Origin of the sequence: Pseudanabaena sp. lw0831, from assembly GCF_016584665.1 — a bacterium.
Lineage (GTDB): Bacteria > Cyanobacteriota > Cyanobacteriia > Pseudanabaenales > Pseudanabaenaceae > Pseudanabaena.
This window is the reverse complement of record NZ_BBJB01000117.1, coordinates 1-13,782: the sequence shown is the minus strand read 5'-3', so window position 1 is coordinate 13,782 and position 13,782 is coordinate 1. Positions and strand designations below refer to the sequence as shown.

General features: G+C 42.3%; 13 protein-coding genes, 1 tRNA gene and 1 pseudogene. 7 read left to right on the top strand and 8 right to left on the bottom strand.

The genetic code is table 11. The features are described from left to right. Positions 1-69 precede the first annotated feature (69 nt). A tRNA-Arg gene (locus APA_RS24330) sits at positions 70-143 on the top strand. A gap of 39 nt (positions 144-182) precedes the next feature. On the opposite strand, the gene APA_RS24325 is transcribed toward APA_RS24330, so the two are convergent. After that, positions 183-1,250 carry an LCP family protein gene (locus tag APA_RS24325; protein WP_236580053.1) on the bottom strand — a complete coding sequence of 356 codons (1,068 nt, stop codon included), beginning with the start codon at positions 1,248-1,250 and terminating at the stop codon, positions 183-185. Between the two features lie 61 nt (positions 1,251-1,311). Between APA_RS24325 and APA_RS24320 the strand changes: the two genes are divergently transcribed. After that, the gene (locus APA_RS24320; protein ID WP_201324846.1) at positions 1,312-2,268 is read left to right on the top strand and encodes a sugar phosphate nucleotidyltransferase; all 957 of its coding nucleotides are present in this window, start codon (positions 1,312-1,314) and stop codon (positions 2,266-2,268) included. 57 nt (positions 2,269-2,325) lie between these two features. Here the strand turns inward: APA_RS24320 and APA_RS24315 are convergent, their stop codons facing one another. Both APA_RS24315 and APA_RS24310 read right to left on the bottom strand, forming a co-directional pair. Continuing rightward, the gene (locus APA_RS24315; protein WP_201324800.1) at positions 2,326-3,912 is read right to left on the bottom strand and encodes a mechanosensitive ion channel; all 1,587 of its coding nucleotides are present in this window, start codon (positions 3,910-3,912) and stop codon (positions 2,326-2,328) included. 304 nt (positions 3,913-4,216) lie between these two features. Further along, positions 4,217-5,227, bottom strand: a complete 1,011-nt coding sequence (locus APA_RS24310) for an ATP-binding cassette domain-containing protein (protein ID WP_201324799.1) — start codon at positions 5,225-5,227, stop codon at positions 4,217-4,219. A 549-nt stretch (positions 5,228-5,776) separates the two neighbouring features. On the opposite strand from APA_RS24310, the gene APA_RS24305 reads away from it, so the two are divergent. Together APA_RS24305 and APA_RS24300 are read left to right on the top strand one after the other, a co-directional pair. Continuing rightward, positions 5,777-6,247, top strand: a complete 471-nt coding sequence (locus APA_RS24305) for a phycocyanin (RefSeq protein ID WP_201324798.1) — start codon at positions 5,777-5,779, stop codon at positions 6,245-6,247. A 252-nt stretch (positions 6,248-6,499) separates the two neighbouring features. Beyond that, the gene (locus tag APA_RS24300; RefSeq protein WP_201324797.1) at positions 6,500-7,822 is read left to right on the top strand and encodes a phycobilisome rod-core linker polypeptide; all 1,323 of its coding nucleotides are present in this window, start codon (positions 6,500-6,502) and stop codon (positions 7,820-7,822) included. Between the two features lie 46 nt (positions 7,823-7,868). On the opposite strand, the gene APA_RS24295 is transcribed toward APA_RS24300, so the two are convergent. Next, on the bottom strand, positions 7,869-8,603 hold the full coding sequence (locus tag APA_RS24295) for a TVP38/TMEM64 family protein (protein ID WP_201324796.1): 735 nt from the start codon (positions 8,601-8,603) through the stop codon (positions 7,869-7,871). 192 nt (positions 8,604-8,795) lie between these two features. Between APA_RS24295 and APA_RS25940 the strand changes: the two genes are divergently transcribed. Then, positions 8,796-8,939, top strand: a complete 144-nt coding sequence (locus APA_RS25940) for a hypothetical protein (RefSeq protein ID WP_374101382.1) — start codon at positions 8,796-8,798, stop codon at positions 8,937-8,939. A gap of 284 nt (positions 8,940-9,223) precedes the next feature. Continuing rightward, a pseudogene (locus APA_RS25935) lies at positions 9,224-9,528 on the top strand (SDR family oxidoreductase); the annotation flags it as partial. 274 nt (positions 9,529-9,802) lie between these two features. On the opposite strand, the gene APA_RS24280 reads toward APA_RS25935, so the two are convergent. The 4 genes from APA_RS24280 to APA_RS24265 form a co-directional block, all read right to left on the bottom strand. After that, positions 9,803-10,243, bottom strand: a complete 441-nt coding sequence (locus APA_RS24280) for a hypothetical protein (protein ID WP_201324794.1) — start codon at positions 10,241-10,243, stop codon at positions 9,803-9,805. Between the two features lie 114 nt (positions 10,244-10,357). After that, positions 10,358-11,071, bottom strand: a complete 714-nt coding sequence (locus tag APA_RS24275) for a hypothetical protein (RefSeq protein ID WP_201324793.1) — start codon at positions 11,069-11,071, stop codon at positions 10,358-10,360. Continuing rightward, positions 11,049-12,227, bottom strand: a complete 1,179-nt coding sequence (locus APA_RS24270) for a TPM domain-containing protein (protein WP_201324792.1) — start codon at positions 12,225-12,227, stop codon at positions 11,049-11,051. Before APA_RS24270 ends, APA_RS24275 begins: the two co-directional genes overlap by 23 nt. Continuing rightward, positions 12,202-12,621, bottom strand: coding sequence for a YgcG family protein (locus APA_RS24265; protein WP_201324791.1), 420 nt, complete (start codon positions 12,619-12,621; stop codon positions 12,202-12,204). The genes APA_RS24270 and APA_RS24265 overlap by 26 nt, the downstream gene beginning before the upstream one ends. Before the next feature lie 967 nt (positions 12,622-13,588). Here APA_RS24265 and APA_RS25370 point away from each other — a divergent pair. Next, positions 13,589-13,782 (top strand): hypothetical protein (locus APA_RS25370; protein ID WP_236580047.1); only part of this gene is annotated, 194 nt, incomplete at its 3' end.

Below are 13,782 nucleotides of genomic sequence, written 5' to 3'. Positions count from 1 at the left end.
TGGAAAAAGAAAATTTATTTTTTGCTTGTCAATATTGCACACTGTGTTATCATTAGATTCGCGAGTTAAGGGCTTGTAGCTCAGTGGACTAGAGCACGTGGCTACGGACCACGGTGTCGGGGGTTCGAATCCCTCCTGGCCCGTTCTAAATAATAAAAAAAGCAGCGCTAGGCGCTGCTTTTTTATTGAGTTTTTTGTTTGGTTGTAAATTTATCCGCGATCGCCTGATCGACATCCTCAGGACTCACAATCCAATAACTAAAGCGAAACTCATTTGGCTCACTGGGTCTGCCCTTGAGACTAGTAGATTGGATTTGGTCAGGCTTTAAAGTCATACTAAAAGTTGAGATCGCCATCATCTCGTCAAAGCTGAGATTAGAGTCCACATGTTTTTGCATAACGTTAATCAGATCGGGAAGATGCAGCACAACCGCAGGATTAGCAATTTTTGCCTTCACCGCCTTCAATACAATCTGTTGCCGCTTAATCCGCCCGATATCGCCATCTTCATCATTGCGAAATCTAGAAAATCCTTCAGCCTGTTCCCCATTTAAAGTCTGCACACCTGCATAAAGATCGATATTGAGCTTTTGAGTATTGTCCTTATACTTCATTCGCTTTGGTACATTCACCTCAATACCACCTAGGGCATTCACTAAAGCTGATAGCCCAGAGGTATCTATACGCACATAGCGATCAATTTCAACACCATTAAGTTTCTCAGAAACAACCTCTTGGGCAAGCGACGCACCACCATAGACATTCGCTGCATTAATTTTGGTCACACCATAGCCAGGAATAGGCACTTGCGTATCACGAGGGATTGATAGCATCTGTACAGAGCGATCGACGGGATCGAGACGAATTAGAAGCATACTATCGCTACGACCATTAAAAGATTCGGGAGAGCCTAGGCGAGCATCAAGGACTCGATCTACACCTATAACCAAAATCTGATAGGGACGCTCTAGCTTACGACCTAATCCCTCCATCAAGACTTCTTCAGGTTTGCGCCCCGACAACAAACCGCCCCAATCCAAGGCATTAATTGGGATAATCCGACCTAAAAACGCACCAGCACCGACAGAGATTAATAGGGATAAAGTAAAACCAATTTTTGCAAAGGGGATGCGCTTAATTTTATTAATAGTTTTTGTAAGAGTTGGCTGTGGTGTATTAACAGACAAATCAGCACGATTAGTGATATCGCCTGACCGAATTTTGGATGCAGTTATCGGTCTATTACTCACACACCACTCCATAACTTCTATAATGCTCAACAAACAACATATACCGCAAGTCAACAACTCTATGCAAGCTGTAATTATTGCTGGTGGGAAAGGAACACGCCTCAGACCCTTGACCTATGGCTGTCCTAAGCCAATGCTACCTCTAATTGATCGCCCATTTCTGGAATGGATGATTAATCGTTGCCGTGAAGCTAGTGTCTGCGACATTTTGCTAAACGTGCAGTATCAAGCGCGACAAGTGATCGATTATTTTGGAGATGGTGATCGCTTTGGGGTGAAAATTCGCTATATCGAAGAGTCAACCCCACTCGATACCGCAGGTGCAATTAAGCTTGCCGAGCCATATTTCACAGGTGAGTCATTGATCGTGTTCAATGCCGATATTCTTACTAATTTAGACTTGACGGCGCTAATAAAGTTTCATAAGGAAACTCAAGCTGATGCAACTTTGACCCTGACTAAAGTCCCCGATATTACGCCTTTTGGCTTAGTAGAGATTAACGAACAAAGTCAGGTACAAGCTTTTCGTGAAAAACCGAATGCTGAGCAAGCCGTAGAATTTCTTGCTCAAGGGATCGATACGATTAACGCAGGAACCTATGTTCTCGAACCAAAGATTTTTGACATCTATCCCACGGGTGAACCGCTAAGCTTTGAACGGAAGGTTTTCCCCAATGTTTTAGAACGAGGATTAAAGATGATGGGATTTGTATGGGATGGCTATTGGATGGACATGGGAACGCCTGAGAAGTATTTCCAAGCGCAAGTCGATGTTTTGGAAGGTCAGGTTGCCTATGATTTTGGCGATCGCGTTGAGCAGAGAAGTGAGGGTGTTTGGATTGCGAAAACAGCTAAGGTAGCCGAGGGAGCAGTTTTGAATGCACCTTGTTATGTGGGAGAAGATGCTTCCATTGGCAAAGACGCTCAGATTCCAGCGCAAACTTTAATCGGAGCAAATTCGCTGGTCAATCGCGCGATCGCTTCAGGCATGTATTCCTCAGGTTCGATGCTAATTTAGACTGCATAAAAAAGCGGTAGGGGCAATTCATGAATTGCCCCTACCGCTTTTTTGTTTTTAGTCGTTCCGTTTGAATGAGTCTAGCCATTCACGTAATTGTTGGGAAGCAATATCTTTGCCGCCTATACCAAAGGCAACTGCGATCGCAACTGCAATTGCGCCAGTCAATAAACCAAAGGCGAGATCGACAATATTACTAGCGATACCCATCTGTTTGAGAGCCATCGCTGTAATCAGCGCGACAATCGAAATTCGAGCCGCATGACCGAGGATTCGGGATTGGCGGCCGCCAGTACTCGTAATCAAGTTAAACGCAAGATTAGCAAGGTATAAGCCGATCGCAAAAATAACTACGCCGCTTAAAACTTGACCTGCTACTAGCAGCACTCCAAAGACAATACGGGTGAGTGCATTAATCTGTAAAACATCTGTGGCTGTAGCGATCGCAACTAGCATAATTGCTAGGAATACGATAATACCGACAATTTGTGAAGGTGTTTGTGGCGGCAGAGAAGTGATCGGGCTATTTTCAGAATCGACATCTACCCGTGATTCAGTCGGTGCTGATGAGATCGTCGAGAATCCCAACCATTGCAAGATATTGTTAAAGCCCAATCCTGTAAGAATTCCAGAAATAATGTCTCTAGCAAATTGACCAAGGAAATAAGCAACAGTGAGAATTGCACTAGCCACAAAAACTTGAGGTAAGAAGCGCAATACTTGATCGAGCATTGCTGTCGCAGGGCGGGAGATTGCGCCAACTTCTAATGCTTCTAATGTAGATATAGCTGTGGGGATCAGAATCAATACATAGATGAAGTTCCCCACCACTTGAGACAGAGTATATTCAGTTTGATTAGGAGTCCAACGCTGAAGAAACCGATCTGCACCACTAGTAGCTAAGAGATTCGTGACAATTCGCTTTACTACTTGAGCAATCAACCAACCGATCCCACCAATCATTAGCGCCTTGAGGATTTTTGGTAGAGCGCTCAAGACCTGATTGACAAGATTTTGAATGGGCTGAAGTGCTTGAACCAAGCCAAGGGTATCAAGAATTAAAGGCAAAAAGAGCAGCAAGATAAACCAATACAAAGCCGAAGATAGCGTCCCACTAAGAGGCATCACTTCAGTATTTGCGTCACCAACGCTCTCATTCACCTTGACATCAACTTGAGCCGATCGCAAATAGCGTCCGACAATGACTTTGCTAATGGTTGCTAAGACCCATGCGATGCCTGCGATAATCGCCGCTCCTCCTAGTTTCGGTAAGAACGACGCAATCTGCGCTAGCAGACTATTTAGCGGAGTCGCGACTGCATCTAATCTCAGAAATTGGAAAAATCCTACCAAAGTGAATAGGATGATGATCCAAAAAACTGTAATACCTGCCCATTTCTCAATTGATAGACTACTAGTGCGAGAACCTGTTAACCAATTCGACAGTTTATTATCAATATCTGTACGTTTCAGTAATCCTTCGGTCATAGAAGAGAAAAATATGGCAATTACCCAACCACCAACTAAGATAGCGATCGCAAAGACAAGTTGGAATACGATTCCTTCTGGTCTCAGTACATCTTCTATCGAAAAACTTTTTGTCGTCGAGGCTTGAGCCAAGACGAAAGAAGTTAACTCGCGCATACTGCACCTCAATGTAAAGAACTAAGGAAAGAATCCCTCACCGTATATTAAATGCAGTTACAGCTATAAAATAGTCAGCAATAGTTAAGATTTTGTTTGTACTTGCTATAGAAAACTTTACTAAAAACCTAATGCTTGTTACGCCATAAAACCCCAAAGACGAGATGCGGCAGTTAGCGCCACATCTCGTCTTTGGGTATATATTAGTACTTACACAAAAATGACTTTAAACCCGCATTTTATCCTAGTAGCGGCAATTCATGAATTGCCCTACATTTCGTTCTTTTGCGTAAGTCCTATATATCTATTTCTTGACCTTCTTTTTACCTTTACTTCCTGTCATTATCTCTGACTGCGCGATTTCGGCATCAAGAATAGTTTGCCCCGTCGCTGCTAGAAATACATCGTCAAGACTAGGACGTGACTGGGACAAACTAAATACTTCAATATCAACCGCTGCTAACATATTTTGAATTTCGTTAATTGCATTAGCATCAGGAGTAACAAATAAATTGACTGCATTACCTTGAGCTGAATTAATTGTGATGCTTTGCACGATTGGTAACTGCTGCAAAATCTTTTTCGCCTGTTCCGCATCTTGCCGATCCGCAAACTCACGTATTCTCACCGTAATACGATCGCCTCCTACCTTAGTTTTTAGTTCGTCAGTCGTACCTTCAGCAATAATTTTGCCCTTATCAATAATTGCCACGCGATCGGCGAGGGCATCAATTTCTTCAAGGTAATGACTTGAGATTAATACCGTCACACCCGATGCTCGCAGCTTGCGTAAAAACTCCCAAATCGCGAACCGACTCTGGATATCTAAGCCCACGGTCGGCTCATCAAGAATGAGCACCGATGGTTGATGTAGTAGACCCGCAGCTAAATCTAAACGTTTTTTCAACCCACCCGAATATGTCCCCGAAAGTTTATCGGCATAAGACTCTAGTTGTAGTAAATCTAAGACACTGGCAATGCGATCGCCAATTTGTTTTGGAGAAATATGATACAAAGCAGCTTGAAACTGTAATAATTCACGCCCCGTCAAGACTTTGTCCAATGCTACTTCTTGGGCAACATAGCCTAGCCGATTGCGAATAGCTCTTGCCTCAGTTGCCCCAGCCACCTCGATCAACCCTGAGTCAGGCTTAGTAAGAGTGCAAAGGCAACGCATAGTCGTAGTTTTGCCTGCCCCATTTGGACCTAATAGTCCATAGATTTGCCCTTGTGTAACATTTAGAGAAATTCCATCTACGGCAACGGTATCGCCATAAGTTTTCCTAAGATTTTCAATTCGTACTGCCGATTGCATGAAGGTATCTAAATATTACGTTCTGTTAAACAACCATTTTAACCGTGTAGTTCTTCAAATTGCAATAAAATCTCAAGCTCTCCAGTAATTCTCATTATAAAAATTGGTTTTATTGAAAGTCCGCCGAAGGCGGACTTTCAATAAAACCAATTTTGGGGTTTGCTCCGCCTTCGACGAAGCAAACCCCAAAATTGGTTTCATAATGAGAATTGCTGCAAGCTCTCAGAAATTCTCATATAGCTGTCACCAGTTTTAAATTATTTACAGAGATAGCAATGTAAGTTTTGCTTAGGACATAAAACCCAAAAGATAAGTGGCGGCGCGAAGCGCCGCCACTTATCTTTTGGGTTTTGATTTGTCCTATCTATCTCTTGCATTGCTATATATGTCGAAATATATTTTTAAGTTAACTTTGATTTCATTTTTGAATGCATAAGTAGATACAGCTCTATTGTTTAGTGATAGGGGACTTCGAGAATTTGTTTTTCCAGTTTGGGGCAGCCGAACAAGTATATTTACTGAGTTTATTTGAGGGGTAACAAGAAGATTATGCTAACAATGAATCGGACTTTGGATGAGAAAATTGCGAATATGGATCATATTTATCTAACTGATAATGATCTTTACAATTTAGAACGTTTTGCTAATAGTTTTTCAGTACGTGTCAAGACCTACAATATTTTGCGCGATCATGCTGATGAAATCACGATCAAAGCACTTCGGCTCTTGGCTCAGCAATATCCTGAATTAGTTCAAAAACAGTTGCAACGCTGCAAATATGACATGTCTAACATGATTCGTTACACATCGCTATCAGTATTGCGTGATGACGAACTATTCTTCCGTGAAACTTTGATGGATTGGTTAGCAAATATCATCAATTCCTATCAAATTGCTAAAGAATGTTCTACCGCTTATCGCCTATTTCAATCAGTCGTTGACGAGATGTTACCTGCTGAATGTGCAGCCTTGGTAAAGCCTTATTCAGAAATGGCTACATCTGCATTGCTTAATGCTTAGTTAGATCAATTTACCAGAATTGGCTCCATCATCTATAGAGATTTACCTCCGAGATGGGCGTAATTAAAGGTGAAAGTTTTTCCAAGAAACCCAATAAATAGTTGCTTTTCGCATACGAGTTTTCAAGGTTTTCAAGACTCTGTTTTTATCCCGAATTTCACTTTTAATTACACCCCTTCGAGACTCTAGGTGATTAATAGCCAGATTTATCAATGTTCAGAAGTTTTTTAGAGATTTTTTGGAGAAGATGCCATGGATACCTATACCCCCATAACCATCGATCGCAAGTCCACAGAAGTAGAGCGTCAAATCGCGCTTCATCAGATTTATGCTCAAGTGTTAGAGCGACAGCCCTATACCTATGAACGCAAAGAAATCGCCAAGATCGAAAAGGATTTCCTGAAAGGGAAGCTTGGTGTGCGCCACTTCATCGGGGAGCTAGTCATGTCATCTGTTTATCTCAATAGTTTCTATCGAGATTGCTCAAATCTCAAATTTGTGGAATGGAGCTTTAAGCATCTTCTCGGCAGAGCGCTACAAGGTAAAGAAGAAATTGCCAAGTATATGGATTTGCTGATGACGAAGGGGGTATCTGTATTTTTCCATGAAGTTCTTGGCTCTGAAGAATATCGTAAAGCATTTGGCTGCTTCACAATTCCCTATGCCCGTGATGTCAAGTTCTATGACTCACCTCGTAACTATCTACAAACGAATCTTCTCCAACATGAGCATGTTGGTCAACGAGGCAAAGTAATTCCCACAATCTATTGGCAACAGCTAGGTATGGATTGTGAAACAGGTACTTGTGTAATACCAGAAGAGATGATGCATGACCCAGCAGCGATGAGCCATTCTGTACATTCTGCTGCCGATCGTAAAAATGCGCTTAATCAAATCTATACTCAAGTTCTAGAACGTCAACCTTACGAGTTTGAACGTAAAGGAATTTCTCATCTAGAGCAAGGTTTTCTATCTGGCAAACTTGATGTACGTCATTTTCTCGGTGAGCTAGTTGTATCTGAGTTATATCTCGATAGTTTTTATCGTGACAGCTCTAATTTGAAGTTTATGGAATTGAGTTTTAAGCATCTTCTCGGCAGAACTCCTCACGACAAGGAAGAAATTAGTGTCTATACGGATGTATTAACAAAGCATGGTATAGGTGCATTCTTCCATAAAATCTTTTATTCTGAGGAATATCGCAAGGCGTTTGGCTGCCATACAGTTCCCTATTCCCGTGATGTCAAGTTTCATGACTCCCCTCGCAACTATTTACAAAGTGATTTGATCCAACATGAGCATATGGGGCAGCATGGAAAAGCCGTGCCAACCCTCTACTGGCAAGAGTTGGGTATGGATTGTGAAACCGGTACTTGTGTAATGCCTGCTCCTCAAGCAGAATCACACAAGACATCTTCAGCCCATGAAAAATCTAAGGTAAAAGAGCCAATTTCTAGATCGCTAAATGCAGAAATTGAGGAACTTCTACAAATGTTACAAAACAGCGATGCTAAACAAGTCTTGCAAAGTATGAATGAAAATCAGCGATCGCTACTTCGCAGTCTAGCCAAATAACCTAAAGAAAAGTGGCAGCGCTTCACGCTGCCACTTTTCTTTAGGGTTATAACTTACTGGCGAGAATTTTATTGGCAAAGCGGCTAACTTGAATGGTTACAGCAAAAGTTGCAACTAAGCCAAAAATTTTAATAGTCCATTGAGCAATTTGAGTTTGTGGATTACCAACTATGCTGGTCGGTTGCATTTCCAATAAAGCGACATCTCCAATTAGAGAACCCAGATAAACATACATAATTGTGGCAGGAATCATGCCGATTGAGCCTAGAATGTAATCCTTTAAAGCCACACGGGTGACACCAAAAACATAATTCAGCATATTGAACGGAAAAATTGGTGATAGCCTTGTCAGCAAAACAATTTTGAATCCATCGTTCGCTACAGCCGCATCGATTGCCCGAAAAGTCATGTTGTCGCGAATCTTTTCACTTACCCAGCCTCGCGCAAAATATCTACCGATTAAAAAAGCAAAAATTGCGCCCAAAGTTGCTGCAACAAATACATAGATTGATCCCCATACCACGCCATATATCGCTCCACCGCCTAAAGTCAATAACGATGCTGGAATAAATAAAATCGTTGCTAGATTGAAAATAACAATAAAAGCGATCGCGCCCATTGCACCAAGCATCTTGACCCAAAGCAAAGTATTTTGAAGCAGATTACTGACTCTATCGTTGATGCTCAGCTTCTGAAAAACTGCTATCAATATAAGTACTGAAGCTATAAGAAATATAACTTTTAGCCAAAATCTTGGCGTATTAAATCGCGATCGCTTCATAAATACTTCTGGTAGCTTTCTGAATCAAAATATTAGATATTGGTTCCCAACACATATCTAAGTAACTCAGCATAATTAAAAAAACAGGCTCAAAATCTGTACCGCCCGCTAAGTGGGCGGTACAGGTTTTGGAGCTTTATATTTAATTTTGCTTAGCTACTTATGCAAAGCTCTATGTCTGTATTTTAACTAATGTTACTTTCTGGTTTTATGAAATTGCTATTTGTTTGTGGGAAAAACAGATTACGAAGCCCCACAGCGGAAAAGGTATTTGCGGATTATGGAGGTATAGAAGTGGATTCAGCAGGAATAGGGCAAGAAGCCGACACACCTTGAAGTGGCGAAGCAATTATCTAGGCTAATTTAGTTTTTGTGATGGAGAAATCTCATCGCAGGAAAATTTACACAAACTTTCTGGCTTGGATTAAACATAAACGAGTGATTTGCCTAGATATTCCTGATAAGTAGATGGCATAATTAATTACAAACCCAAAACCACAAGGTTGCGCCCCCATGAGGGGCGAAACCTTGTGGTTTTGGGTAATTTATTCTGCACAGTTACTTAAATACCGATCATATAGAATTTAAGTAGCAGAACGTATTGATTATTGGTGGTAATAGCGGTGCTAAATGCTGGCTTATATTTTCTTACCCAGCATTTAGTAATAGAACTTGCTCAATACCAAATCCGCGTTAATGCTGTTGCTCCCACAGTGGTTGAAACTCCACTTTATGGTGCTTTTATCAAGCGTGGAGAAATTCATAACACGCTTAAGGTTTTAATGATTTCTATCAGATTGGACGGGTTGGATAGCCGATTGATATTGCAGAGACTGTAGCTTTTTTACTTGGCGATCGCGTTGCTTGGGTAACTGGAGCAATATGGAATGTAGAAGGTGGCTTAATCGCTGGACGGAATATTTAGTAGACAAAGTAAAACCAATTTCCACTTCCGCGATTGTTGGATTTTTAATGTAACAATGTAACTCCGTATCCCAATATTACCCAAGAGCAAATTGGATGATTTGTGTAAGATCGCAATTTGAAACCATTCGCCTAGTTTCCCGATCACTTCATGCTACATTCGCTTTAGCAACTGATCATCTGCGCTGATTCGATACCAGCAAATATGATGGGACTACAACCAACTGGAAATAAAAGCTAATCTCCCCAGAAACGAAGTAAATGGTGGAGCCTTTTTAGGCATGATCCAACTCAGGCAATGCCTGCACTTGCAAAATAGCCTCAGCAGCCGCGATTTGCCATTGGCGAGCGATTTCTGTTCGATTACCTGCTGCCTCCAATGCATAACTTGTGGCAGCAATGGCATCGTTAGCACCTGCCGCGTCAGCAGGTGTCAAAAAATAGGATGGGTAGTCCCGATTCCTTGCCCCCCCATCAATTAAATCTAAAGTAACCATATTGTTTGCAAAGGCTGCATTTTCGCTAGTGGGTTCGTCAATCCATTTCTGTGCAGCCCAAATAAAATTTCTCTCGCCATCGTCCTTGTTCTCAGCAGGCAGGTGTTGGGTGACGTAATAAATCGTCTGCTGCACCACGGCTTGCTTAAAACAAAGCTTTTGTTCTGGAGTCATCTGGTCAAATAATGCCTCTAGGGTATTGCTGGATTCAGTATTCATTGCTTAGCTTTCTTTCCTTGAATTCTCTGTTTTTCCGCTTCTAAAGTTTAACCCTATCTGTTGTCTTCCCTCAAGTTCTGACGTTTTATGAGGACTCGCCTCAAGACTACAAAGCTATGGAGAATTAAGCCCTTCACTCAGAATCGCATCAGTGAACTCACAAACCTCCTCCCACGACTTCCAGCGAGGCACACTTAGTATGTTGGCTTCATTGTCAGTGATTTCACAGGGTTGAGGGAATGCGATGCAGAAATAGGTACCATTCCGCATATAGAAGCCCTTGATCGTATCACCTACTTCGGTGCGCCAGAACAGCACATATCCGCTCTTATACTCACCTAGATAGTAATTCCGTACTTCGGCTACTTTTAATGCTCGTTTTTCCGCGATGGCCAGTTTCAGGGTGTCCTCATCTAAGCTGTCTGGTTCGAGGGGAGCGCCATAACGGGTAATCAAGCTTTTCCAGCAACCTAGACTCAAGATCCTCCAGGTGAATCTCTGAATATCTGAATCGCTCTCCCAAGGGTTGGGATAATCTAGGGCTGCTACTTCCTCATCTGTGATTTCACAAGGTCGAAGGAATACAAATATTGCCCGTTCTTTGTAATGACCCATTTGGGCACGATAGAAATATACATCACCACCCCCACATCCATCCGATACTCGGACTGTCACTAAGGCTCGTCGTTCCGCAATTGCTAGCTTCAGAGTGTCTTCATCTAAGTTGTCTGGCTCCAACGGCGGTCCATAACGGGTGATTAAACTTTGCCAGCATTCTTCTGAAATATTAGGCATAAGTAAACCTCTACCAGTTATCTCCAGCCCCACCACCATCGCTGCTGCCACCACCAAAGTCAGAACTACTGCTCGACGTATCGGGATAGTAACTGGGTTCGTAGGTGCTACTTGATGCGGAACTTGAATCAGAGGACATGCGCGATCGCCCAGATGATTCAGAACCAAACGGTTGAGATGGGCGATAAATCCGAGCGATTTGAAGATTAGTAGTTTTTCGATTGATTGCCACATTGCAGGTTGGGCAGTGCCAGCCATAAATTTTGACGGTTTTAGCGGCTAAAGACGTTTTTTGCTCTGATGTGAGCAGCGGTTCTAGCTGGTTGGGCTGCAAAAGATTTAGCGCGGTTCGGTCGCGATCGCAACAAAACGCTTGATGTTGGCTGAGATAGCATAAACTATCATGTTCAAACGCTTGCAACAACTTCCAACTGAGCGGAATACTGAATGCTACAGTCAGCCCAGCCGCTTGAACTGGCCTCTGAATCCACAACCAGATATTCTGGATGGGAAACCAACCAAGTTCAGAAAACCCCAGAAGGGGGAATAGTAATATTGCCGAAAGTACTGGGATCTCCAGCGCTGCTTCCCGCTCAAGTTGAGTCGCTTTCCGCAGCGCAACTAGGAAACCCTCCTTACCTATCAGCCAGTCAATGAGGAACTTCAGGAGACAGCCAAAAATCAGTAAGGCAGCTATGATCGGAATCAGCAAGCTGCAGTGAAAAAGTGAGCCGCCCCAGTAACGAGTGAAAATTAAGACAATAAAGGTGAGGCTATAGAGAACAACTGTAACGGTAATCAGAACTGGAGCCAGAAATAGCCTTGTCAATTGATACGGGGGATGATCGCCAAACCAGCTTTGAATATCGGTCTGACCAAGAACGTCCCGTCGCGTTTGCTGTTCTCCCATCTTAAGAGGCGTAGGTTGGTGAGATCGCCAGATCAAAAGCCCACATATTCCCATCAAGCCCACAATTCCCAGCCCGAGTAATTCCCAAATCACCGTGGGGATCACAAACTCCCAAAGGCGATCGGCATGGTTATGAATCTCGTCTGCTAGTTGCTGAGTTACTTGGATAATTCCACCTGCATAGTCCTTCTGGCGGAAACGCGGTACTATGACCGTTTCAATGAGCGCGGCAATCTTGGCATCTGGCAGAATATTAGCTGTTCCTCGTCCTAATTTCAATTTCAACTCGACGCTCGTCGCGGGAGACAAGAATTAGGAGCCCATTGTCCTGATCGGCTTTGCCAATTCCCCAGATATTAAATAGTTCCGTAGCAAAGGCTTTAGGAGAAAATGCAGGATCTGTCGTTGGAACTGTGACGACGGCTAACTCAGCTTTCGTATCGGCTTCCAGATTCGTCGCAATTTGATTGATCTGGGCTTTCGCCTGAGGCGAAAGCAATTCTGCCATGTCAGTTACCCACCCCTCAGAGGTCTGGCGTGGGTTGGGAACATCTTGAACAGTGATTGCAATAGCAATGGGTACCCAACTCAACCACAGCGACAGCATTAAGCAGATGCCTGCAAACAGGCAAACGAATTGTTTGAATAGAACTGGCAACTTCGTGAGTAGCATAAGAATGAATAAGCAAGTTGATGAAAGATAAATATCTGGTTAATATTCGCCATTTTTTAATTTCGGCGATCGCAACCTACCAAAGAATTGATTAATCATTCGCTACATAGTGATTAACAATAATCGTAGTCTAACCTCTCTTCCATACCCCACTCGCTAAGTCTCAAGAAAGCGTAACTTCAAGCAGAAATAATTATTACGGTTGAATTGAGCGGCAATAGCTCGCCTACAACTCAGCTCCAAAATATCACAATATTGTCTGCTCCAATTGTGTGTTCTAACTTTATCGCTTAAAAATTATTTGTCTTTGCGGCTGGACGCATCCTGAAAGTAATCGCCAATAACTTCTCCAAACTCAACAACGAAGCGAACCATTTCTGCTTGTCTAATCTCGGCTAGAAACAAACAAACTTAACGGGCGCTTCGGTTTTGGTATGACGTTCTAGTTGAGCGGCAAGCAATCGCTTCTCAACTCAACATCAAAATCCCTAATATTGTCCGCTCCAATGATGTGTTATGCCCCGATCGCTTAACTATTATTTATCTTTGCGATCGCCGATAACTTCTCGGAACTCATCAACAAAGCCAATAATTTTTGATTGCTTAAACTTGGCTAAAAGTAGCCAACCTTATCGGTTTCGGTATAACATTTGCTTAACCTTCAACCTGACTTGTCCCGTGAGTCAAGTTGAAGCGGTTGTTAGATTGATATTTTTCTTGTAGCATGATTTATAATCCATTTAGTATTTGCATCATCAGATTTAGACCATTCAAGCAATAATGTTCTTGCCGCTTCATAATTAACTTTTAAATAGTCAGTTATATTATTCGCAACAGACTTTTTAACAAATTTAACGCTATCCTCTTTCAGAATATCAAGAATTTCAAATACAGGCTCAGGCTTATCACTGATGTTACGTGGAAAGCAGAGTAGGGTAAAGATAGACTCAGAAAGAGGTTAAAAGGTATGGACAGGAAGTTCTTAGACCTATACCTTAGTGGTGCAGAAAACTTAGGTGAGTCTCATACTGAGACAGTGGTAACACGAGAAAATTCAATACGAAAATCTAACATTTTTCGTTTGGTAATAGAAGCACAGGCAGGAGGAGGGTTACTTTGGGAGCATCTCAGTTTGGCACTGAGTAATTATACTCACAAGAA